The organism is Salmonella sp. 3C, from assembly GCF_025426275.1.
GTDB lineage: Bacteria > Pseudomonadota > Gammaproteobacteria > Enterobacterales > Enterobacteriaceae > Salmonella > Salmonella enterica.
The window spans coordinates 3,802,109-3,826,040 of the sequence record NZ_CP104858.1 but is presented as its reverse complement, the minus strand read 5'-3'; the positions used below and the strand labels follow the sequence as shown (position 1 = coordinate 3,826,040).

The following is a 23,932-nucleotide window of genomic DNA, read 5'->3' as shown; positions in this document are numbered from 1 at the left end:
CAGGTTAATGGGCCGCCTGTTCGCTGGCGACAATCGCTTCAATCGACCATGGATGAAATTTTACCGTGATGCGGCCATCGGTCACGGCCAGCGTAGGGTTTGGCAAACGTTCATGCTCGCCCTGTGGCGAACTGGTTTTAACCACGATCCCCGGCTGACTAAGCCCCTCATCCGACAACAACGCCAGCGCCCTCACGTTCAAGGTCTCCGGCTCGCCGGGCAGCACGATTTCAATATGCTCCCACCCTTCGTGTGGATAGCGTTTTTCTCCCGGCCACGGTAATTCAATAACAGAAAACCGCCAGTGTTCCACACATACCGGTTCATGCAGTTTAAACAGACAAATCGGCCTGCCGTTGATGATATTTTCCGACAGTAGCTCGCCGCATTGTTCAAAACCGCGACGCCAACGCTCCGCCGTCGTATTCTGGTGACAGCGCAATGAAATGTGATCGGCCTCAAGGGCGCTAATCTGCAGACCAAGGCGAGTGGAAAGTTCTCTGAACGCCAGAGTGAATCGCGGTAAATCTGCGGAAATATCATGCAGTTCATCAATGTGTTGCCAGTTCGCCATATCAGGACGCTCTTCTTGCTGTGAAAACCGCTAATTTACGCTGTTGCGCCCCGGCAACCAACCTTTGATTTGATTGGGCGTTTATTGAATGCTTATGCAGATTATTGTTGCGTATATTTCAGGCGACGCGCCGCGCGCGCAATGCTGACGCCAACGGGCATTTGCAGTATACTCCCGCCCTAATTCTTAAACTGGCGCGGGCAATACAGCCCGCTTCATAAACGTAAGGTATTCCGGTGAATATTCAGGCTCTTCTCTCAGAAAAAGTTAGTCAGGCCATGATTGCTGCAGGCGCGCCTGCAGATTGCGAGCCCCAGGTTCGTCAGTCAGCCAAAGTTCAGTTCGGCGACTATCAGGCCAACGGCATGATGGCAGTTGCGAAAAAACTGGGTATGGCCCCCCGACAACTTGCAGAGCAGGTGCTGACTCATCTGGATCTCAGCGGCATCGCCAGCAAGGTTGAAATCGCCGGCCCTGGCTTTATCAATATTTTCCTCGAACCGGCTTTTCTCGCTGAACAGGTGCAACAGGCGCTGGCCTCCGAACGTCTGGGCGTTTCTCAGCCGACTCGTCAGACGATTGTCGTCGACTACTCCGCGCCCAACGTCGCGAAAGAGATGCACGTTGGTCATCTACGCTCCACGATTATCGGCGATGCGGCAGTGCGCACGCTGGAGTTTCTGGGCCATCATGTTATTCGCGCTAACCACGTCGGCGACTGGGGTACCCAGTTCGGTATGCTTATCGCCTGGCTGGAAAAACAGCAGCAGGAAAACGCGGGCGACATGGCGCTGGCGGATCTCGAAGGATTCTACCGCGATGCGAAAAAGCATTATGACGAAGATGAAGCGTTTGCCGAGCGCGCGCGTAACTACGTCGTCAAATTGCAGAGCGGTGATACCTATTTCCGTGAGATGTGGCGTAAGCTGGTTGATATCACGATGACGCAAAACCAGATCACCTATGATCGCCTGAACGTCACTTTGACGCGTGACGATGTGATGGGCGAAAGTCTGTATAATCCGATGCTGCCGGGCATCGTCGCCGATCTGAAAGCCAAAGGCCTGGCGGTTGAAAGCGAAGGCGCAACGGTGGTTTTCCTTGATGAGTTTAAAAACAAGGAAGGCGACCCGATGGGCGTCATTATTCAGAAGAAAGATGGCGGTTATCTGTATACCACTACCGATATCGCCTGCGCCAAATACCGTTACGAAACGCTGCACGCCGACCGCGTGCTCTACTACATTGACTCCCGTCAGCACCAGCACCTGATGCAGGCCTGGACCATTGTGCGTAAAGCCGGTTATGTGCCGGATTCCGTTCCGCTGGAACACCACATGTTCGGCATGATGTTGGGTAAAGACGGTAAACCGTTTAAAACTCGCGCGGGCGGTACGGTGAAACTGGCGGACCTGCTGGATGAGGCGCTGGAGCGCGCGCGTCGTCTGGTGGCGGAGAAGAACCCGGATATGTCGGCTGACGAGCTGGAAAAACTGGCTAACGCCGTCGGTATTGGCGCGGTGAAATACGCCGATCTGTCAAAAAACCGCACCACTGACTATATCTTCGACTGGGATAATATGTTGGCTTTCGAAGGCAATACCGCTCCTTATATGCAGTATGCCTATACGCGTGTGCTGTCTGTTTTCCGTAAAGCGGACATCGACGAGCAGGCGCTGGCGAGCGCGCCGGTTATCATTAGCGAAGATCGCGAAGCGCAACTCGCTGCCCGTCTGCTGCAGTTTGAAGAAACCCTGACGGTGGTCGCGCGTGAAGGTACGCCGCACGTCATGTGCGCGTATCTGTATGACGTCGCCGGGCTGTTCTCCGGCTTCTACGAGCACTGCCCTATTCTCAGCGCCGAGAATGACGCGGTTCGCAATAGCCGCCTAAAACTGGCGCAACTGACGGCGAAGACGCTGAAACTGGGTCTGGATACGTTGGGTATCGAAACCGTAGAACGCATGTAAACGCGCCGTCGTTAACATCATCAGGCCTGACTCCGGATAACGGACTCAGGCCTTTTTATTGCCACAGCGGTATATCTGTAACAAATCACAAGGAATGACACATTTCTATAGAGAGATGGAACATCTTTTACCTGTGCTGGCGCTGACCGCCCCGTATCATTAGGCGGCGGATTGTTCAGGTACAGGTAATGACTTTTAAAGACTTTGATGCGGAAGAGAAACTCTTCCTGAGACGTGTGATTGTGGCGTTTGGTGTAGTGGTTGTCTGCTTTGGTATCCTGATCTTCAACCTCTATAACTTGCAAATCCGCCAGCACCACTACTACACCACCCGTTCGAATGAGAACGATATCAAGATGCTACCCGTCGCGCCCACGCGCGGCATCATTTACGATCGCAACGGCATTCCGCTGGTGCGTAACGTAACCTGGTATGATATCGCGGTTACGCCCTATAAAATTGCCGATATGGATGCGCTGCTAAAACAGCTCACCCCTATTGTTGATCTCTCCCCCGACGATATCTCCGACTTTCGCCGTGCGCTAAAATCCAGTAGCCGCTATCGTCCGGTGGTGCTCAAAAACGCGCTAACGGATGTTGAAATCGCACGCTTTGCGGTCAATCAGTTTCATTTCAACGGCGTCACGATCAATAGCTATCAGGATCGGCAGTATCCTTACGGCGCGGAGCTGGCGCATGTTCTCGGTTACGTGTCAAAGATAAACGATAACGACCTTAAAGCGCTGGATAAAAAAGGGCTGGCAGAGAATTACGCGGCGGAACATAACATCGGTAAACAGGGGATTGAGCGTTACTACGAAAACGATCTTCATGGTAAAACCGGTTATCAGGAGGTCGAGGTGGATAATCACGGGCGTATTGTCCGCCTGCTGAAAGACGTTCCTCCCATCGCGGGTAAGAACATTCACCTGACGCTGGATCTCCATTTACAAGAGTACATTGAAAGTTTGCTGGCCGGGCAGCGTGCTGCCGTACTGGTTGAAGATCCGCACGATGGTTCAGTGCTGGCGATGGTATCTATGCCCAGCTACGACCCGAACCCCTTTGTAAAAGGCATTAGCTATCAGGATTACGGCAAACTGCTGCACGATAAAAATCTGCCGCTGATCAACCGCGTGACGCAAGGGCTTTATCCTCCGGCGTCAACGGTTAAACCCTATATGGCAATGTCCGCGCTGTTATGCGGGATTATTACGCCGCAAACCACCTTCTTTGGCGCGCCAACCTGGACGCTTCCCGGCACGCAGCGGCATTACCGGGACTGGAAAAAAACCGGACACGGTATGCTGGATGTCACTAAAGCGATTGAGGAATCTGCGGATACCTTTTTCTATCAGGTCGCTTATATGATGGGTATTGACCGTATCGACACGATGTTGTCTCAGTTCGGCTATGGCAAACCGACGGGCATCGACCTTAATGAAGAATATGACGGGCTGCTTCCCAGCCGCGCATGGAAACAGCGGGTCCATAAAAAAGCCTGGTATCAGGGCGATACCATTTCTGTCGGCATCGGCCAGGGTTACTGGATTGCCACCCCCATCCAGATGGTAAAAGCGATGGTGGCGCTCATCAACAACGGTAAGGTGATTGCCCCTCACCTGTTACTCAATGAAGAGAGCGGCAAAACGGTGGTTCCGTATCGCCCTTCAGGAACACCGGCACAGATAGCCGATCCGGCGTCGCCATACTGGGGACTGGTGCGTCAGGCGATGTATGGCATGGCGAATGCACCCAACGGAACGGGCTATAAGTTCTTTCACACAGCGCCCTACGGCATTGCGGCCAAAAGCGGCACGTCGCAGGTGTTTAGCCTGAAAGAAAATCAGACCTACAACGCGAAAATGATCCCCATTCGCCTGCGCGATCATGTGTTTTATACCGCTTTTGCACCGTATAAAAACCCTAAGGTCGCTATTGCCTTGATTCTGGAAAACGGCGGAAGCGACGGCGTTACCGCCGCGCCCATCATGCGAAAAATCCTTGACCACCTGTTTGATCCACAGGCTGATACCACACAGTCGGGTCAGGCGCCATAGTCAAATAAGCAAAGCGCCATCAGACAAGGATACGACCGGAATATCCGCATACATCAGAAATAGTTACGCAGATATTCCGTCAAACACAGCATAGCCATCGCCTGCCCGTAAGGCATAGAGGTCAACGGAATATGACGGTAAAAATCGAGATCGTGGCCCATGCCAGTGCCAAATGACGTTTGCAGCAGTTCGCCTTCCGGCGAGATATGTTTCACTATCCCCCGAATGGCTTTTTCCGCCACCTGCGCATAGTGCCGCCCGACATAGCGTTTGCGCACCGCTTTAAGAATACCGTAGGCAAAACCCGCCGTCGCCGACGCCTCAAGATAAGAGTGCGGATCGTCAAGCAGCGTATGCCACAAACCGCTTTCATCCTGACATTTCGCCAGCGCGGCGATCTGCGCATTCAGTACCTGGACCAGATAACGGCGCACGGCATTATTTTCCGGCAAGTCCAGCAGTTCAAGAAAATCCGGGATCACAATGGTCAGCCAACTGTTGCCGCGCGCCCAGCGAGCGTTAGCGAAGTTATGATGACCGTCATAGCTCCAGCCGTGGAACCACAGCCCCGTCTCTTTATCCATCAAATTCTGCACGTGTAGCAGGAACTGATAGGTTGCCTCTTCCACATATTCCGGCCGGTTCAACAGCTTACCGATTTTCGCCAGCGGCAGCACCGTCATCATTAGCGTGTCGTCCCACATCTGCTGATGATTTTCCTCCGCCAGCGTGATGTGCTGCATTCCGCCGTGATCGGTACGGGGCATTTCATTCATCGCCCATTCGGCCCACGTTTCCAGCCACGGTAAATACGCTGGATTACGCGTCTCTTCATGGCGATACGCCAGCGTTAAAAACGGCGCCATCGTATTAACGTTTTTCGTCGTCGCGCCTTCCGCAAAACGATCGGCAAACCAGTCATCAATGATCTTACGCATCGTCTGGTCGCCGGTCTGTTGGTAATAGTGATACATTCCGTACAGGCCCACGCCGTGCGTCCACTCCCATCCGGCCCAGCCTTTAGTATCGATCACGCGTCCGTCGTCCAGTCGCAATAAAAATTCGCCTGTATCATCTTTAATATTGACCAGGTTATGCGTCACCTTTTGCACCAGGGCTTTTAGTTCATCTCTGGCGATAAAATGCTCAGGCTGACGCAATAGCGGACTGTGTTTGACTGGATAAACCATCATTTGCTTAACCTCTGTGTAATGTCGAATTCAGTGCTGCGTGCAGTTTTACCGCCGACGCAGTCGATTCGCTACAGTAAAAGCTAAGCTGGGCGGAAACCTTTTTGTTTCTGCCATTGCCAGAGCGTAAATGGCAAAAACGCAAAGAGTCCGGCAACCTACCTCACCATTTTATAAAACGGCGTTTCTATTTATTCAAAAAAGAGTCAGGTCTGCTACCTGGCAAAGAAAGGGGCGGTTAGCGGTAGTTCACAATCACCTGATTGCTCCGCACTTTTAACGCCGGGATAAGTCGGCCGCCGCCGGGGACTTCCCAGACAAAGCGGAGCGGCTCGACTGCGGGAACATGAGCAAAACCGTGGGTCGTGCCACTCTGACCATCAAGTTCTACGCAACGGGACTGGGAACATAACCGTACCCGTAAGCCCGCGGGAGTCGGGCCATTCAGTTCATAACGCCAGGCGACCAGCGTCATCACACCGGAAACCGGCTGACGCGCCGACAATGGCGAAGACGATGCGGAAACACCCCGGTAATTTAAGGTTACGCCCATGCCGCTATCCTGCCACGCGCCTTCGCCTGCAGCCTGAACCGTCAGGGGAAAGAGCAACAACGCCAGCCATTTACGCATTATTTTCCTCCAATGGTCGCCGTCATGCGGATATGACGGTTATCGGAAAGCTCAAGGTTCGACAGCACCACCAGCTGCGGTAAACTGCGCCGCAAAAAGCGGGACAATAATGGACGTAGCGCATGGTTAACCAGTAATACCGGCGGCGCGCCAAGCATCTCCTGGCGAGAAAGTGCCTCTTGGGTCTGCGCCAGCAGGCGATCCGCCAACCCCGGCTCAAGTCCACCGCCGCCCTGCAATGCCTGAAGCAGCAAACGCTCCAGCGCAGTATCCAGGCCAATCACCTGCACTTCTTCATTACCGGGGAACCACTGTTGCGTAATCGCTCGTCCTAATGCCACGCGTACCACGGCGGTTAATTCATGCGGATCGCTTTGTAACGGCGCATGTTCCGCCAGCGTTTCCAGAATGGTGCGCATATCGCGAATCGGGACTTTTTCCGCCAGTAAGTTTTGCAGGACTTTATGTAAAGTCGTGAGGGTCACGACGCCGGGGACCAGATCTTCCGTGAGTTTAGGCATCTCCTGAGAGACACGATCCAACAGTTGCTGCGCTTCCTGGCGGCCAAACAGTTCGGCGGAGAATTGGCCAATCAAGTGGTTAAGGTGCGTCGCCACAACGGTACTGGCTTCAACGACGGTAAAGCCCTGAATTTGCGCCTGCTCTTTCAGGGCGCTTTCAATCCAGATGGCATCAAGGCCAAAAGCTGGATCGACGGTTTTCTCGCCCGGTAGCGTTCCCGCCGCCGTGCCGGGGTTAATAGCCAGCCAGCGTCCCGGATAGGCGTCCCCGCTGCCAATCTCTACCCCTTTCATCAAAATACGGTAGCGCGCAGGCTGTAAATCCATATTGTCGCGAATATGGACAACTGGTGGCAGGAACCCCATATCCTGCGCGAATTTTTTACGAATGCTGCGAATACGTCCGAGCAATTCGCCATCCTGTTGAAAATCCACCATCGGGATCAGGCGGTAGCCCACTTCCATTCCCAGTGAATCCTCAAGCTGTACGTCATTCCAGGTGGCTTCGACCACCGAGTTATTTTCCGGCATTTTTACCGGCTGCGGCTCCTCTGGCGCTTTTTCTTCGCGCCCGCGCAGCCACCATGCCAGGCCGAGCAAAGCGGCGGTAAAGAGTAAAAATACCAGGTTAGGCATTCCTGGCACCATGCCAAGCAGCCCCAGCACCGCCGCCGCCAGCAGCATCACCCTTGGATTACTGAACAGTTGGCCAACCATCTGCTCGCCTACATCCTGATCGGTACTGACGCGGGTCACAATGACGCCCGCCGCCGTGGAGATAACCAGCGCCGGGATCTGGGCGACCAGGCCGTCGCCAATGGTCAGCAGGGTGTAGCTTTCCGCCGCGCTGCCCATGCTCATTCCGTGCTGCAATACGCCGACCAGCAGCCCGCCGACCACGTTAATGACCATGATGAGAATACCGGCGATGGCGTCGCCGCGTACAAATTTACTTGCCCCGTCCATCGAGCCGTAGAAGTCGGCTTCCTGAGTGACTTCCGAACGCCGTTTTTTGGCCTCGTCTTCACCAATCAGACCGGCATTAAGATCGGCGTCAATCGCCATTTGCTTACCGGGCATACCATCCAGCACAAAGCGCGCGCCGACTTCGGCAATACGTCCGGCACCTTTGGTGATGACCATGAAGTTGATAATGACGAGGATGATAAAAACCACAATCCCGATCGCGAAGTTACCGCCGACCAGGAAATGACCGAACGCCTCTACCACCTTTCCCGCCGCCGCCGCGCCGGTATGCCCTTCCATCAAAATAATGCGCGTTGAGGCAACGTTAAGCGCCAGACGCAGTAGCGTGGTAAACAGCAGGATGGTCGGAAACGCGGCAAAATCCAGAGTACGCTGGGTAAACATCGCCACCAGCAGCACCATGATCGATAGCGCAATATTAAAGGTAAACAATAAGTCGAGGATAAAAGCAGGCAGCGGCAGCACCATCATCGACAAAATCAGCAGAATGAGGATCGGCCCGGCAAGAATTTGCCATTGCGTCGATTTCAGGTTGCTGGGCAGGCGCAGCATCGCGACCAGATTAGCCATCAGTATTCTTCTCGTTCATAAAATCCAGCGCTTCTGGCACCGGAAGGTTCTCAGGTTGTGGAGGACGTTGCCCGCCCGCAAGCCGCCAGCGTTTAAGCTGCCAGACCCAGGCCAACACTTCCGCAACGGCAGCATATAACTGCCCGGGAATTTGCTGACCGATTTCGGCGTGGCGATATAATGCCCGCGCCAGCGGCGGCGCTTCTAAAGTGGGAACCCGATGTTCAGCGCCGATCTCGCGAATGCGCAGCGCTATTAATCCAGCCCCCTTCGCGACCACTTTCGGCGCGCTCATTTTGCTTTCGTCATACTGCAGCGCCACGGAATAGTGCGTCGGGTTAGTGACAATGACGTCCGCTTTCGGCACATCTTCCATCATGCGGCGCTGCGCGGCGGCGCGTTGCATCTGGCGAATTTTGCCCTTAACATGCGGATCGCCTTCGCTCTCTTTAAATTCGTCGCGAATGTCCTGCCGCGACATGCGTAATTTTTTCAGGTGGCTAAAGATCTGGAAAAACACGTCAAATCCCACCATCGGAATCACGCCCAGTACCACCAGTAACGCGCAGAGTCCAACCAGATCCAGCGCATTCCCCATTGCGACGATCGGCGACTCCGCCATCAGGCGCATCATTTGTGGCCAGTGATACCAGAGATAAAAGCCGGTAACGCAGCCGACCAGCGTGGATTTCAACACCGCTTTTAGCAGTTCCGCGCCGGTCTGCGCCGAAAACATGCGCTTAATTCCCGGCAGCGGGTTTAATTTAGAAAATTTTGGCTGTAGCGACTTACCGCTAAAAATCAGGCCGCCAAGCATAACCGGCGAGATAAGCGCCACCAGCACCACGCCCGCGATGAGCGGTAGCAGTGCCATCATCGCCGCTTTAATCAGCAAAATTATCTGCCCCAGGATCAGGTTAGGATCGTTCACCATACGGTGATCGAAGTGCAGGCCTGCTGAGAGCATTCCCGCCAGCTGCCGCGCTAACGACTCGCCGCCGAACCAAATAATACAAACGCCCACCAGCAATATCAGCAGTGAGGTCAGTTCTCTGGAACGGGGGATCTGCCCTTCTTCCCGCGCTTTTTCAAGTCGGTGGGGTGTGGGGGCTTCTGTTTTGTCGTCGTCGCTCTCTTCTGCCACGCAGCAAACCCTGGATAGATTGATAAGCGAGAATGATGCCAGAACCGCTTTACGCCAATGGGCAGAGTAAGCGGTAAAAAAGGCGGGGTTTATGGCGTTAATAGAGATAGCCGGATACGATAAGAAAGTCTCGTATCCGGCCGGGTTGACGGATTCGGACCCGATAAGCGCCGCGCCATCAGGTCAAAAAAGCTTAAAAGCCAAGACTGTCCAGCAGGTCGTCCACCTGATCCTGACTGGCGACGACGCCAGCTTTCGAGGTATCCACCTGCGGGCCGTTGAGCAAGCTTTCGTTCTCGCGTTTTGGTCGCGCGCTCTGTTCCGGGATGTTTTCCAGCAGCACCATTAACAACTGGCGCTCAATCTCCTGAATCACGTCCATCATGCGTTTGATCACCTGACCCGTCAGATCCTGGAAATCCTGCGCCATCATGATGTCCAGCAGTTGCGCGTTAGTAAAACTAGTATGGCCTGGGACATCCCTGAGAAACTGGCGCGTATCCGTCACCAGTTCACGGGCGTCGGCAAGCTCGATCGGATTGTCAAACCACTCGTCCCAACGTTGGGTTAGCGCTTTCGCCTCTTTTTCCATCGCATCCTGATGCGGCTGCGAGGCTTCGACACTGTTTAGCGCGCGTTCCGCCGCCTGCGCCGTCATCTGGACGACGTAATCCAGACGGTCGCGCGCATCAGGGATCGCCTCCGCCGCTTCGGCAATCGCCTGGTCCAGCCCCAGTTCACGCAGGCTGTCGCGCAGCATTCGGGTCAGACTACCGATGCGCGCAATGATGTCTCCTGCTGAGCCTTCATCAGCAGGCTTGATAGATGGTTGCATCATCATCGCATCCTCACATGCCCAGTTTCTCAAAGATTTTGTTGAGCTTCTCTTCCAGAGTCGCTGCGGTGAACGGTTTTACGACATAACCGCTGGCGCCAGCCTGTGCGGCGGCGATAATATTCTCTTTTTTGGCTTCCGCCGTGACCATCAACACGGGTAACGCCGACATGGCGCTATCGGCGCGAATGGTTTTCAGCAGCTCCAGGCCATCCATGTTCGGCATGTTCCAGTCGGAGATAATAAAACCAAAGCCGCCCGCCTGGAGCTTGTTCAGCGCATCGACGCCGTCTTCGGCCTCTTCCACATTGTTAAATCCAAGCTCTTTTAAGAGGTTGCGCACGATACGACGCATGGTCGAAAAGTCATCCACAACCAAAAATTTAAGCTCTTTATCCGCCATAAAATACTACTCCTGGTTCAAATACGTATCGCCTGTCCGGCACTGATTTTCGCCAGCATCTGCTGGCTTACCTGGCTAAGATCGACCACTTCGCTTACGCCACCCATATTGATGGCCTCGCGCGGCATGCCGAACACCACACAACTTGCTTCGTTTTGCGCAATGGTCCAGGCGCCAGCCTGGTACATCGCTAACATTCCAGCGGCGCCATCGTTGCCCATCCCCGTAAGAATGACGCCTACGGCGTTGCGCCCCGCGTGTTTCGCCACCGAATGAAACAGCACATCCACGGAAGGCCGATGCCGGTTTACCGGCGGGCCATCATGAATTTTGATTTGATAATTCGCCCCGCTACGCACCAGCTCCATATGCTTGTCGCCGGGCGCAATGTAGGCATGACCTGGCAATACGCGTTCGCCGTCCTCGGCCTCCTTCACGCTGATTTGACAGAGTTTATTCAGACGCTCGGCAAACGAGCGGGTAAAGCCAGGCGGCATATGCTGCGTAATAATCACTGCCGGACTGGAAAGCGGCAGCGGTTGCAGCACATGTCGGATAGCTTCAGTACCGCCCGTTGAAGCGCCGATAGCAATCAGTTTTTCCGAACTGAGCAGCGGACCGGCTTTTAATGTTGTCGGGGCCGCCATCGGTTTATGTGCGGCGATGCGGGCCCGCGCGGCGGTACGCACTTTTTCGGCGATCATCTCGCTATACGCCAGCATACCTTCACGAATGCCAAGCTGCGGTTTAGTGACAAAATCGATGGCCCCCAACTCCAGCGCCCGTAGCGTCACTTCGGAACCTTTCCCGGTCAGCGAAGAGACCATCACCACCGGCATCGGTCGCAGGCGCATCAGTTTTTCCAGAAAATCGAGGCCGTCCATACGCGGCATCTCAACGTCCAGGGTCAATACGTCCGGATTAAATTTTTTGATGAGATCCCTGGCGACCAACGGGTCTGGCGCAGTCGCCACCATCTCCATATCGCTATGGCTATTAATAATTTCAGTCATGATTTGGCGCATTAGCGCGGAATCATCAACTGACAATACCCTGATTTTACTCATGCTTTATCCTTACTTAGCGCATACACCGTCTGTCCGCGCAGGCTAAACTCGCGCACGAGGTTGCTAAAGTTTTCTGAGTGACCGGCAAACAACAGTCCGTCAGGTTTAAGGAGTGGAACAAAACGGCGCAGAATGTCCTCCTGAGTCGTTTTATCAAAATAGATCATGACGTTACGGCAAAAAATCGCGTCAAAGGGACCGGGTACGTTGTACTGCTTTTCCAACAAATTAACGGAGGAAAATTCAACATAATTGGCCAGTTCCTGACGCACGCGCACCAGTCCTTCATGCGGCCCCGTACCGCGCATGAAGTAACGTTGTAGCTGCTGCGGCGATAACGTTTTCAGTTCGCTGAGGCGATAAATACCGCTTCTCGCTTTTTCCAGCACTTCAGTATCAATATCGCTGGCGAATACTTTCCAGCGACCGGGGGCCATCCCCAACGCATCCGCCAGCGTAATGGCGATACTGTAAGGTTCTTCTCCTGTCGATGCCGCCGCACTCCAGACGCGATACTCGCCGTGGCGGCGACGCGCATGTTCCGCAAGGATGGGAAAATGGTGCGCCTCGCGAAAAAAAGCGGTCAGGTTGGTAGTCAGAGCGTTGATAAAAGCCTGCCACTCAGCGCTGTTTTGATTAGCCTCCAGCATACTGAGATAACGGCCAAAATCATCCAGTCCCAGGGTACGCAGCCGACGGACCAGGCGGTTATAAACCATATCCCGCTTATGGTCGGCCAGCACGATCCCTGCGCGCTGGTAGATTAATTGACATATCCGACGAAAATGCGCGTCGGACAGCGCGAGGCGCTGTGTCATCTGTAACAATACTGACGTTTGCCCGGAGGGCAGAGATGATGTCATAGCGCCTTCTTAATCACATTCAAAGTACAACGGGCGCGCCCTGCGGCAGCGCCATGCTTCCCGTATTACACATTTTTTGCTTTTATCTATGCGAACCAGACGAAAGGGATCGGCGGGTTCGCAAATTAATCGATAACCGACAGCACACAGCGCACGTCGATCAGAAGGTTTCCCAGTTCGCATCATCCCCGGCGGCTAATGGCCGCGGCGTATTGCCGGACTGAGCGTCCACTGACAAACGCATCTCAGGTTTATTTACCGCCAGCGGTCGCGATGCCAGGCGGAAAGCCGATACCGCCTGGGTCAGACGGCTGGCCTGCTCTTCCAGCGCGGCGGCGGCCGCTGCGGATTCCTGAACCAGCGAGGCGTTCTGTTGCGTTACGCGATCCATTTCGGAAACGGCCAAAGCGACCTGATCAATACCCCGGCTTTGCTCATCCGAGGCGGAGGCGATTTCGCCCATGATATCCGTGACGCGCGTAACGGCATTGACGATGTCAGTCATGGTTTCCCCGGCGCTTTCCACCAGCACAGAACCGGTATCGACACGCGAGACGGAATCTTCAATCAACGCTTTTATTTCTTTCGCCGCCTGGGCGCTGCGGCTGGCCAGATTACGCACCTCGCCTGCCACGACCGCAAAACCGCGCCCCTGCTCTCCCGCGCGCGCCGCTTCTACCGCCGCGTTCAGCGCCAGAATGTTAGTCTGGAAGGCAATACCGTCGATAACGCTGATAATGTCAGCGATTTTTTTCGAACTGTCGGCAATTTCGTGCATGGTGTTTACTACGCCGTCGACCACTTTGCCGCCATGGCGTGCGGTCTCGGAGGCGCTTTGCGCCAGTTGCGAAGCCTGACGGGCGTTATCGGCGTTTTGCTTCACGGTGGCCGTCAGTTGTTCCATGCTGGCAGCCGTCTCCTCCAGAGCGGAGGCCTGCTGTTCGGTACGGGAAGAGAGGTCGGTATTACCGGCGGCAATTTCACTGGTGCCGGAATAAATCGCATCCGAACCTTCACGAACCTGCGTTACGGTGTCAATCAGCGAGCGTTGCATATGTTCAACCGTTCCCGCCAGTTCGCCAATTTCATTACGCCCTGAGACGGTGAGCGTTTTCGTCAGATCGCCGCTGGCAATTTCACGGATATGAGTAATCACTCGCGCTAATGGGTTAAGCAGGGCATGACGAATGCCGAACCAAACCACCATCAAAATCAGCACCAGCACGACCGCAAGCCCCCCCAGTTGCCATTGCGCAAAACGGTAGTCATGAGCGCTTTGATCAAATGTCTGGCGGTACAGGTTTTCGCTCACCCGGGCGTAATTGCCCAGCGCCTCGCCCAACGCGTTTTGCATTCCCTGGGTTGGCTGGGCGAAGTAGGCATCCATATTGCCATTGTCCAGAAACTGAATAAGTTCGGCTAATGCGGCCTGATAGCGCTGATATTTTTCATCGACGTTCGCGCTGGCCTCCGCCATCGCTGGCAATGGCGTCATGTTTTTGAAATTGGCGTAGTGCGCCGCCGCCTGTGCGAGGGTCGTTTTTGCATTCTGGAGTAAATCCGTTTTGGCGCTGCTCTGCTGGTTAGAAGCGTCCATCATCATGCGTGCGGCGGAGCGGCTCAGGTTAATGCGCGTTTGCAGCATTAAGTCCCATGTCGACGTGAGTTCGCTTTGTTGCTGACGTAATTCGTTAGAAATAACAAAACCTTGCTGGTTATGCTGTAATGAAGAAAACAGCAAACCACCGGAAACAAGCTGTAGCAGTGCGAAAACCCCCAGCACCATCATCAGCATTGTGACAACGCGGATACGGTTAAACATAAGGCACCTTCCTGATAACGAGTTATCAACGTTATCGGCACCTGCGGTGATAACTTTACTTTTGCAAAAAGGAAATACGTTGTTCCGGAAGACGATATTGACAATAACAGTGTCGCAGCGGCGATGTCGGCGCAAAATGCAGGGGCTGGGCGCGGGCGGTGAAGAGGCACTCTCACCGTTGGTGGAAGCATAACGGTGAATATTGCCGAATGGCGCAACGCCATCCGGCAACGTTATTACGCGACGTGTGATGCTGCGATATCCAGCAGCGCCATCTCTTCGCTGTTAAGCAGTTTTTCGATATTCACCAGAATCAGCATACGCTCGCCGAGCGCGCCCAATCCCGTCAAATATTCTGTTGACAAGGTCACGGCAAATTCTGGCGCCGGACGGATCTGTTCCGCCGTTAACGACAGTACGTCAGACACGCCGTCTACCACTATCCCGACGACACGTTGCCCCAGATTCAGTACGATCACTACCGTATTGTCATCGTACTCAACGTCGCCTTCGCAGAATTTCACGCGCAGATCGACAATGGGGACAATCACGCCGCGCAGGTTAGTCACCCCTTTTATAAAGGCCGGTGTATTGGCGATGCGCGTCACCTGGTCATAGCCACGGATCTCCTGCACTTTCAGGATATCGATGCCGTACTCTTCATTTCCCAGTGTAAACACCAGGAATTCCTGACCTGACGGCTCGCCGGCCAGTTTGCTTACATTACTCATACCGGTCATATTATTCCCTTCTCACTCAATCAGGCGGCTGTGATCGCCATACGTTGTTCGCGGTTTAAACCCTGCAATGCGGAAACATCAACAATCAGCGCGACGCTGCCGTCGCCCAGGATCGTCGCGGCGGAAATCCCCGGTACCTTGCGATAATTGCTTTCCAGATTTTTGACCACCACCTGGTGCTGACCGATGAGCTGATCGACCAGCAGCGCGTAACGGCGTCCCGCGCTTTGCAGGATCACAACAATGCCCTGCGTGGCTTCGGTTTTCGCCCCGTCCACGTCAAACACTTTCCACAATTCGACCAGCGGCAAATACTCGCCGCGAACTTCCAGAACCCGTTCGCCGCCCGCCAGCGGATGAAGATCCTCTTCACGCGGTTGCAGCGACTCCATCACCGCATTTAACGGCAGGATAAAAACTTCCCCCGCCACGCGAACCGACATCCCATCGAGGATGGCCAGCGTCAGCGGCAGCAGAATACGAATCGTGGTGCCGGAGCCTTGTTTTGACTGGATCTCAACGTGACCGCCCATCTCCTGAATGTTACGTTTCACCACATCCATGCCAACGCCGCGACCGGAGACATCCGTGACCTGTTCCGCAGTTGAGAATCCCGGCGCGAAGATCAACATGCCTACTTCATCGTCGGTCATGTTTTCATTCACCGCCATCCCCTGCGACATGGCCTTCGCCAGGATACGCTCACGGTTAAGCCCCGCGCCGTCATCGGTCACTTCAATACAAATATTCCCGCCCTGATGTTCTGCGGAAAGGATCAGATTGCCGACAACATTTTTCCCCGCCTCAAGGCGTTTTTCCGGCATTTCAATCCCGTGGTCGAGACTGTTGCGCACCAGGTGCGTCAGCGGGTCGATAATGCGTTCGATCAGGCTTTTATCAAGTTCAGTGGAGCTCCCCACCAGCGTCAGCTCTACCTGCTTGCCCAGTTTGCCCGCTAAATCGCGTACCAGACGCGGGAAACGGCTGAAGACGTACTCCATAGGCATCATACGAATCGACATCACCGACTCTTGTAAGTCGCGGGCGTTACGTTGTAACTGCCCCATACTGGTAATGAGATCGCCGTGGTTTACCGGGTCCAGCTCGTTAGAACGCTGGGCCAACATTGACTGGGTAATCACTAACTCGCCGACCAGGTTTATGAGCTGATCCACTTTCTCTACCGCCACGCGAATGCTGGTGGACTCGCGTTCACGCGCAGGTTTTTCACGCCCCGCATGATGTTCATGGGCCGTGCTTTTGGCGGCTGGCGCAACGACTGCCGGAGGCGCTACCGGCGCTACCTCGGTTTTCTCTTGCGCTTTTTCAACCGGCGCGGCGACCACTTTTTCAAAAGCGATCTGATCGGCCTCAATGACAAAACAGAGCACCGCGACAATGTCATCTTCCGCGACGCTGCCATCCAGAGTTGCCGACAGTGAATCCGCCCCCTTAACGACATCCGTCAGAGTAGCCAGATTACCCAACTCTTCTTCAAGCAGATCGACCTCACTGGCTTTCAACCGTGAAAGTACAATGCGCAGTTTACTCTCGTCACGAGGCGATTCGGTTTCGGCTACGCTCTCTTCCTGGATCGCCGCGCTTAGTGCCGCGGTTTCTACGACCGCCGGCGTGGTTTCGCCTTTCGCCTCCAGCGCCAACTGGCGTAGCGCATTGCAGATATATTCGAAGCTTGCGGCATCCGGCTCTTCGGAGTTTTTATAGGCGTCGAGCTGTTCCTGCATAATATCTTTCGTTTCCAAAAACAGGTTGATAATGTCGGTATTGAGCTGCATTTCACCGCGTCGGGCTTCATCCAGCAGGTTTTCCATTAAATGTGTGGTTTCCTGCAGAATAGTGAAGCCGAATGTGCCCGCGCCGCCTTTAATGGAGTGCGCCGCGCGAAAAATGGCGTTCAGTTGTTCAGCGTCCGGGGATTCCGGCACCAAATCCAGCAGATGCTGCTCCATATCAGCCAACAGCTCGTCAGCTTCATCAAAAAATGTCTGATAAAAATCGCTAATATCCATGCTCACGCTATCACCTCGGTTCCGCTTTTGGCGATGTGGGTACGCTTGCCGGCGGGGCTGCCGCAGGCTGTTGTAATACACTTACCGGCTCATTCTGGCTTTCAGCGTTTTCATGCAAAATGGCCTGTTCCGCCTGTTTGTTTAACACCAGCAGGCTTATACGGCGGTTGATGGCGTCATCAGGACCGCGATCGCTCAGCCGCATCGTGGCAGCCATGCCAACCACCCGTAATACTTTTCCGTTATCCAGCCCGCCGGCGACCAGTTCGCGACGCGAGGCATTGGCGCGATCGGCGGATAACTCCCAGTTGCTATAGCCTTTTTCGCCGTTCGCGTAGGGAAAGTCATCGGTATGGCCGGCCAGGCTAATGCGATTAGGTATACCGTTTAACACTGGCGCAATCGCACGCAGGATATCGCGCATATACGGCTCAACTTCGGCGCTGCCGGTTTTAAACATCGGGCGGTTCTGGCTGTCGATAATCTGGATGCGCAACCCCTCCTGAACTAAATCAATTTTCAGATGCGGACGTAACGCGCGCAGTTTGGGATCGGATTCGATCAGTTGATCCAGATCGCCGCGCAGTTTGTTTAAGCGACTCTGCTCCATCCGTTTTTTCAGCTCGTCGATATTCGGCTGCTTTTCCACTTCACCCTGCTGTTGGGTGTAATCATCGCCGCCGCCTGGTATCGGGCTCTCGCTATTGGCAATCCGATTCCCCCCCGTTACCGCGGTGGCCAACGGCGTACGAAAATATTCGGCAATCTGAATTAATTCTTTAGGGCTGGAGATGGAAATCAGCCACATCACCAGAAAAAAAGCCATCATCGCCGTCATAAAATCGGCGTAGGCAATTTTCCAGGAACCGTGCGCCCCGCCGCCGTGCGGTTTGTGCCTGCGGCGTTTTACGACGACAATGGGATGAGCCTGATTTTTCATGCTTCCTCAGTCGTCTGCTGCTGGTTTGGGTTTCTCACTGCGCGAACGTGTTCTTCCAACTCAATAAATGATGGACGCTCACTGGAATAAAGCGTTTTACGTCCAAATTCCACGGCAATCGGCGGCGCATAGCCGTTCAGATTAGACAGCAGTGTAATTTTTACGCACTGCATCATCTTGGTGGTTTCGGCGCTCTTCTGGCGCAAAACGGTCGCTAACGGTGAAATGAATCCATAAGCCAGTAAAATACCGAGGAACGTACCTACCATGGCATGGGCAATCAGCGCCCCCAACTCCGCTGCCGGACGATCGGCTGAAGCCAGAGCGTGAACCACCCCCATTACCGCCGCGACGATACCAAAGGCAGGCAGCGAATCCCCCACCATCGCCAGACTGTTGGCCGGGACTTCCGCCTCGCTTTCATGGGTTTCAATCTCTTCATCCATCAACGCTTCAATTTCGAACGTATTCATGTTGCCGCTGATGATCAGGCGCAGATAATCGACAATAAAATCAAGCATTACCGCATCGGCCAGAATACGCGGATAACTGGCGAAGATTTCACTCTCTTTCGGATTTTCAATATCGCGTTCAAGGGAGAACATCCCCTGCTGGCGTGATTTGGCCATCAGGCGATAGAGCAACGCCAGCAAATCCATGTACATAGATTTTGTGTATTTCGAACGACGAAATAACAACGGGATCGCTTTCATCGTGCCTTTGATGGCCTTCCCGTTGTTGCCGACAATGAACGCCCCTATCCCCGCGCCGCCAATGATGACCAGTTCAGCAGGTTGATAGAGTGCCCCAAGGTGTCCGCCGGTCATGACATAACCGCCGAAAACTGTACCGATAACCACCAGGTAACCTAATAAGATAAGCACGACATCATCCTTCCGCTGTTGACTATGACAGGATGCGCAGTCGGGCGATTAACGCGAAGGCAAGGCAAAAAAAAGCAGCGGTAATGACTTACCGCTGCTGGAGTGTTTGTCCACACCGTTTCGGTTAAACAGCCTGTTCGATCTGTTCATCCAGCAGTTGTGGAATAATATCGGCAGCATCTCGGGAAAGTTTACGTCTTTTTACTGCGCGGGATGGCGGCTGGCATAAACTACACGCAAAGCTGCCCACGGGCTGATGCGCATGGGTAATAAAGTTCCCACCGCAGCAGTTACAGCTCGACAATTCAAGCAACCCACTTTCAACAAAACGCACCAGCGTCCATGCGCGAGTCAGCGCCAACAACGGCCCTTCAGGCGGTTGCGGACACTGCTCAAGATAAAGCCGATAAGCTTTAATCACCGCATCCACACCGCTGCATAAGCCAGTCTTCAGTAAAAATTGCCAGGCGTTGCAGAACATGGAGGCATGAATATTTTGCTCCCAGGTCATAAACCAGTCTGTCGAAAATGGCAGCATCCCTTTAGGCGGCGGGCTACCGCGTAATTCTTTGTACAGCCTGATGAGGCGACCACGGCTGAGCTGTGTTTCGCTTTCCAGCATTTGTAGACGAGCGCCAAGATTAATCAACTCCATCGCCAACTGGATATCGCGAGCTTCCTGAACAATGCTTTTTTCACTCATTATCATGCCCTTTTCTTACGCGCCGTATCGTCCACTTCATTGAGCAAACGCGTTGAAAGCATGATACCTGTGTGAATCTGCTGTAAATCATCGACGCGCGAATCCTGAGTCAAACGGGTGATCGTCTGATGATCGTCAAACCGGAAATGACAAACTAACTGGTTCGTCTCCGCCAGTTTGACCATCTGCGGCAGGGTCAACGCGCCCAGTGTGTTTGCCATCTCTTCGTTGATACCGAGGCGGAACATCGCAGATGCTTTGTCCTGGACGATCAAACGCTGTGCAAGGAGTAAATATGACAAATTGATGTCATAAATGTGTTTTAGCAACTCGGATGTATGCATTGTTCCCATCCAAAATAACCAACTTTATTTTTGTGCGACGTAGCCGCACCCCGTGATGTCGCCGGGAAGGCCCGGTAAAAGAAGCAAAAAGGTCAAATGCATAGCAGCGCTCAGACATTATGGACATTGTGACGTATAACGCAGCCTCCCTCTGAGATTCGCCTTACACGTTTACATCAATTTTTACAAATGCCTAAGATTTTTCCTAATTCGACGCAACTCTACTCGTCAGCTTCGTGACATACAACGGAGCGGGACGGCGATTTTAGAAAATATGTGATGTAGACCACATAATTTAACGGAATACTTACGATAAAACCATCAGCATGGCTTTTACTTTGTTTAATTAATAACCTAATGTTCACTTTTTCTATTCCACACTGCTGAATAGGGGTACGTCAACACCAAATTCTTTTTTGTTTCTCTCTGTTAAAATAACGCCAGGATAATAGATAACAGGCTATTATTTCTATTTTAGAAACGCTTTTATTTTACCTTTAGTAAACAGTAGCTTAAATATTAAACGTTATTAATTAATCTCGTCACAGCATACGCCCTCCGCTGTTAAAAATAAGCTCATTTGATTTAACTTTTAGCTTTCATTGTTCACCCATTTAAATGAAGCATCCTGGTGGTGTGTAAAAAGTGTCTTATGCCACGATTCTTTACATAAGAATAATTAATGATTGATTGTGATGTCCTTCACATTAATGTGGCATTAGCGCATTGCAGAAATGCGATAAACAGAGTAAAGCTAAAGCACAATCTCATATTCTTGCAATCAAGGAGCGAGTTATGAGCTACACCCATATTCTTGTCGCCGTTGCCGTCACCCCGGAAAGTCACCAGCTACTGGCTAAAGCGGTCTCTATCGCCCGCCCTGTTCAGGCGAAAGTCAGCCTGATTACTCTCGCTTCCGATCCTGAACTGTATAACCAGTTCGCCGCGCCCATGATGGAGGATTTACGCGCGGTTATGCATGAGGAGACTGAGAATTTTCTTAAGATGCTGGGGGAAAAGGCGGATTATCCGATTGAACAAACTTTCATCGCATCAGGTGAGTTAAGCCAGCATATTTTGGCTGTGTGCCGCAAACACCATGTTGATCTGGTCATTTGCGGCAACCATAACCACAGTTTCTTTTCGCGCGCGTCCTGCTCGGCAAAAAGTGTCGTCAGCGCCAGCCAGGTAGATGTGTTGCTGGTGCCGTTAGCGGGCGACTAGTCGCCGCTCGCGATATTTCAGGCCAGCTTAGGGAACGTCGCCACGTTGTTCTGCTGCTGACGCTCAGGGCTACGCGGCGTGACCTCCTTTAGGTCATGAATAAAACGCTCCTGCCAGCGGTTAATGTCATTTTTAACGATCACGTCCAGCATCTCCGCATGACGCGAAATACGCTCGGCAAGGGGCATCGTTAGCGCACGATTGAGCGCCGCCGCCACGTCATCCCGATCGTAAGGATTGACGATTAACGCCGACGTCAGTTCATTCGCCGCGCCGGCAAACTGTGACAGTACCAGTACGCCAGGGTTAGCGGGGTCCTGCGCGGCGACAAACTCTTTCGCCACCAGGTTCATCCCGTCACGCAACGGGGTGACGAGCCCGACGTCTGAATAACGGAATATCTTCATTAACAGTTTACGGTCGAAATGCTGATTCAGATAATAGAGCGGCGTCCAGCCCAATTGTCCATATTTCCCATTAATCCGGCCTGCTTCCGTCTCAAGCTGGTGGCGAATATCCTGATATGCCTGTACTTCGCCGCGTGACGTAGGCGCAATTTGGGTATAACGAATTTTTCCCCGATGCTGCGGGTAGTTTTCCAGTAGCGCTTCATACGCCAGAAAACGTTCCGGCAGCCCTTTCGAATAATCCAGCCGCTCAACGGAAAAAATATTCTTCACATTTTTCAGTTCCGCCTTGAGCTGCGCCAGTTTAGGCGGCAACGGCCCGGCAGCCTGCAGAGCAATCTCATCGGGCTCAATACCGATGGGATACACTTCTGTCTGGAAGTCTTTACCCCACGCGATATGCTGCTTGCCGCTGCGAGTCGTGACTCGCGTTTGACTCGAAAGGCTATCCAGAAAAGCCAGGCGATCATTTTCGGTCTGGAACCCTAGCAGATCAAAGTCACACAACTGCTCCAGCAGTTCATCATGCGGCGGTAAAGCGTTAAAAATCTCCGGGGTCGGGAATGGAATATGCAGGAAAAAACCAATTCGGTTGTTCACGCCGCGTTTACGCAGCTCGCTGGCGAACGGTAACAGGTGGTAGTCATGCACCCAAATGATGTCGTTCTCTTTAATGAGGGGCAATAACTTATCCGCTAATAACGCATTCACCCGCATATAGCCTTCCCATGCAGGACGCTGAAACTGTACCAAGTCCAGACGATAGTGGAACGCAGGCCAGAGAACCGCATTGGAAAATTGACAGTAATAATCTTCGTAATCTTGTTCGCTCAGGTTAAACGATGCCCAGGTAATATTACCTTTTGTCACCTTTTTTAATGGCTCATCCTCGTTACCTGTCTCGCCACTCCAGCCGAACCACAACCCGCCAGCCGCTTTTAGCGCGCCAAGCACGCCAACGGCGAGGCCGCCGGCGCCGCCTTTATTATCCGGGGGGGCAATTCGATTAGATACTACGACTAAACGACTCATAGCCATCTCTCCTGTTATTCATTACTTGTTGTTCTTGTTGTGGATAATTGATTTGTTCCAGCCAGCGCCAGACATCGGGTACGCTTTCCAGCCGCCATGCCGCCTGGGTTGCCCCGACGCCCACTTTTACGGAAATTCCGCCAGCGTGATTCACCACGCCAAAGCCAGCCTCATCGGTCAAATCGTCGCCCACAAAAACGGGAATCCGTCCCGCAAAGGGCGCCTCCTGCATAAAGGCGGCAATCGCTTCGCCTTTATTGGTTCCCTTAGGTTTGATTTCCACAACACATTTACCAGGCTGCAACGCCAGTTGCGGCCAGTGCTGCGTAACGTGTTGCGCAAGCGCCAACAGCGCCGCTTCATGTTCCGGAGCCTGACGGTAGTGCAGCGCAAACGCCATCCCCTTCGTCTCCAGCTCCGTTCCGGGCAGCGCTACGAGCGTCGAACGTAATAACGCCTCCACCTCACGGACTACCGCTTCAGGAAGGCGCACGATATGGGTTTTACCATTGATGTCACGACGCTCTGCCCCGTGAACGCCAGCGAGCGGAAAGCGAAAAGGCTTCGCCAAAGCATCCAGCTCAGTCATTGAACGCCCTGAAATCAATGCCAGTGCCCCTGCGTTGTGCGCCGCGAGACGGTCTAACAACTGAAGGATTTTATGCGGTACCACTACCTGATCGGGATGAGGCTTTATCTCTGCCAATGTGCCATCAAGGTCAAAAAAATACGCATAGTTCGCAGTGAGTTCGGGGGATACGGTTAACGGTTCTGCCACCCTGGTCTCCTCCTTATCATCATATTGAGACTCACAAACGGTCTCATTAGTCATGTAAGTATAGACAGTGTGACGCTGCTCGCCATTTAGAAAGACCATCGCCAGCCGGGGTAGCGGCTGGCGATGACGTGAAGCTATACTGTTTAGTTGAGTGTTAATTCATCAAATCATACGCTTCGCTTTTTGCTTATAATGGTCGAAGATAACTGCTGC

General features: G+C 53.3%; 22 protein-coding genes. 4 read left to right on the top strand and 18 right to left on the bottom strand.

Features of this window, described 5'->3' with window-relative positions; translation table 11 throughout:
• Positions 1-4 precede the first annotated feature (4 nt).
• Positions 5-574: a VOC family protein gene (locus N7E69_RS18325; RefSeq protein WP_000024799.1), complete on the bottom strand. Its 570-nt coding sequence runs from the start codon at positions 572-574 to the stop codon at positions 5-7.
• 236 nt (positions 575-810) lie between these two features.
• On the opposite strand from N7E69_RS18325, the gene argS reads away from it, so the two are divergent.
• Positions 811-2,544 (top strand): arginine--tRNA ligase, encoded by a 1,734-nt coding sequence (argS, locus tag N7E69_RS18320; protein ID WP_001025366.1) that lies wholly within the window; start codon positions 811-813, stop codon positions 2,542-2,544.
• Positions 2,545-2,732: 188 nt separating this feature from the next.
• Positions 2,733-4,604 (top strand): penicillin-binding protein 2, encoded by a 1,872-nt coding sequence (gene mrdA / locus N7E69_RS18315; protein WP_000142879.1) that lies wholly within the window; start codon positions 2,733-2,735, stop codon positions 4,602-4,604.
• 53 nt (positions 4,605-4,657) lie between these two features.
• Here the strand turns inward: mrdA and N7E69_RS18310 are convergent, their stop codons facing one another.
• The 15 genes from N7E69_RS18310 to flhD form a co-directional block, all read right to left on the bottom strand.
• On the bottom strand, positions 4,658-5,797 hold the full coding sequence (locus N7E69_RS18310; RefSeq protein WP_000989899.1) for a glycoside hydrolase family 105 protein: 1,140 nt from the start codon (positions 5,795-5,797) through the stop codon (positions 4,658-4,660).
• Positions 5,798-6,032: 235 nt separating this feature from the next.
• Entirely contained in the window at positions 6,033-6,425 is a 393-nt protein-coding gene (gene flhe, locus N7E69_RS18305; protein WP_001233619.1) for a flagellar protein FlhE, read from the bottom strand.
• The gene (gene flhA, locus N7E69_RS18300; RefSeq protein ID WP_000002392.1) at positions 6,425-8,503 is read right to left on the bottom strand and encodes a flagellar biosynthesis protein FlhA; all 2,079 of its coding nucleotides are present in this window, start codon (positions 8,501-8,503) and stop codon (positions 6,425-6,427) included. The genes flhe and flhA overlap by 1 nt, the downstream gene beginning before the upstream one ends.
• Positions 8,496-9,647 carry a flagellar biosynthesis protein FlhB gene (flhB, locus tag N7E69_RS18295; protein WP_000797090.1) on the bottom strand — a complete coding sequence of 384 codons (1,152 nt, stop codon included), beginning with the start codon at positions 9,645-9,647 and terminating at the stop codon, positions 8,496-8,498. The genes flhA and flhB overlap by 8 nt, the downstream gene beginning before the upstream one ends.
• 193 nt (positions 9,648-9,840) lie before the next feature.
• The gene (gene cheZ, locus N7E69_RS18290; protein ID WP_000983585.1) at positions 9,841-10,485 is read right to left on the bottom strand and encodes a protein phosphatase CheZ; all 645 of its coding nucleotides are present in this window, start codon (positions 10,483-10,485) and stop codon (positions 9,841-9,843) included.
• Between the two features lie 10 nt (positions 10,486-10,495).
• Positions 10,496-10,885, bottom strand: coding sequence for a chemotaxis response regulator CheY (gene cheY, locus N7E69_RS18285; protein WP_000763861.1), 390 nt, complete (start codon positions 10,883-10,885; stop codon positions 10,496-10,498).
• 17 nt (positions 10,886-10,902) lie between these two features.
• Positions 10,903-11,952: a protein-glutamate methylesterase/protein glutamine deamidase gene (cheB, locus tag N7E69_RS18280; protein ID WP_000036393.1), complete on the bottom strand. Its 1,050-nt coding sequence runs from the start codon at positions 11,950-11,952 to the stop codon at positions 10,903-10,905.
• Complete coding sequence (gene cheR, locus N7E69_RS18275) at positions 11,949-12,815, bottom strand: protein-glutamate O-methyltransferase CheR (RefSeq protein ID WP_000204370.1); 867 nt, start codon at positions 12,813-12,815, stop codon at positions 11,949-11,951. Before cheR ends, cheB begins: the two co-directional genes overlap by 4 nt.
• Before the next feature lie 160 nt (positions 12,816-12,975).
• Positions 12,976-14,637, bottom strand: a complete 1,662-nt coding sequence (gene tar / locus N7E69_RS18270; RefSeq protein WP_000483265.1) for a methyl-accepting chemotaxis protein II — start codon at positions 14,635-14,637, stop codon at positions 12,976-12,978.
• Positions 14,638-14,873: 236 nt separating this feature from the next.
• Complete coding sequence (gene cheW / locus N7E69_RS18265; protein ID WP_000147295.1) at positions 14,874-15,377, bottom strand: chemotaxis protein CheW; 504 nt, start codon at positions 15,375-15,377, stop codon at positions 14,874-14,876.
• A 20-nt stretch (positions 15,378-15,397) separates the two neighbouring features.
• Positions 15,398-17,413 (bottom strand): chemotaxis protein CheA, encoded by a 2,016-nt coding sequence (gene cheA / locus N7E69_RS18260; RefSeq protein ID WP_000061316.1) that lies wholly within the window; start codon positions 17,411-17,413, stop codon positions 15,398-15,400.
• Positions 17,414-17,417: 4 nt separating this feature from the next.
• On the bottom strand, positions 17,418-18,347 hold the full coding sequence (gene motB, locus N7E69_RS18255) for a flagellar motor protein MotB (protein WP_000795653.1): 930 nt from the start codon (positions 18,345-18,347) through the stop codon (positions 17,418-17,420).
• Positions 18,344-19,231 (bottom strand): flagellar motor stator protein MotA, encoded by an 888-nt coding sequence (gene motA, locus N7E69_RS18250; protein ID WP_000906312.1) that lies wholly within the window; start codon positions 19,229-19,231, stop codon positions 18,344-18,346. Before motA ends, motB begins: the two co-directional genes overlap by 4 nt.
• A gap of 124 nt (positions 19,232-19,355) precedes the next feature.
• The gene (gene flhC, locus N7E69_RS18245; protein WP_000605987.1) at positions 19,356-19,940 is read right to left on the bottom strand and encodes a flagellar transcriptional regulator FlhC; all 585 of its coding nucleotides are present in this window, start codon (positions 19,938-19,940) and stop codon (positions 19,356-19,358) included.
• On the bottom strand, positions 19,937-20,278 hold the full coding sequence (gene flhD, locus N7E69_RS18240) for a flagellar transcriptional regulator FlhD (RefSeq protein WP_001518146.1): 342 nt from the start codon (positions 20,276-20,278) through the stop codon (positions 19,937-19,939). The genes flhC and flhD overlap by 4 nt, the downstream gene beginning before the upstream one ends.
• 682 nt (positions 20,279-20,960) lie before the next feature.
• On the opposite strand from flhD, the gene N7E69_RS18235 reads away from it, so the two are divergent.
• Both N7E69_RS18235 and uspC read left to right on the top strand, forming a co-directional pair.
• The gene (locus N7E69_RS18235; protein WP_031617291.1) at positions 20,961-21,077 is read left to right on the top strand and encodes a hypothetical protein; all 117 of its coding nucleotides are present in this window, start codon (positions 20,961-20,963) and stop codon (positions 21,075-21,077) included.
• Positions 21,074-21,502: a universal stress protein UspC gene (uspC, locus tag N7E69_RS18230; protein WP_000122606.1), complete on the top strand. Its 429-nt coding sequence runs from the start codon at positions 21,074-21,076 to the stop codon at positions 21,500-21,502. The genes N7E69_RS18235 and uspC overlap by 4 nt, the downstream gene beginning before the upstream one ends.
• A 17-nt stretch (positions 21,503-21,519) precedes the next feature.
• Here the strand turns inward: uspC and otsA are convergent, their stop codons facing one another.
• Both otsA and otsB read right to left on the bottom strand, forming a co-directional pair.
• On the bottom strand, positions 21,520-22,941 hold the full coding sequence (otsA, locus tag N7E69_RS18225) for an alpha,alpha-trehalose-phosphate synthase (protein WP_000089042.1): 1,422 nt from the start codon (positions 22,939-22,941) through the stop codon (positions 21,520-21,522).
• Positions 22,916-23,719, bottom strand: a complete 804-nt coding sequence (gene otsB / locus N7E69_RS18220; protein ID WP_000840114.1) for a trehalose-phosphatase — start codon at positions 23,717-23,719, stop codon at positions 22,916-22,918. The genes otsA and otsB overlap by 26 nt, the downstream gene beginning before the upstream one ends.
• Positions 23,720-23,932 lie beyond the last annotated feature (213 nt).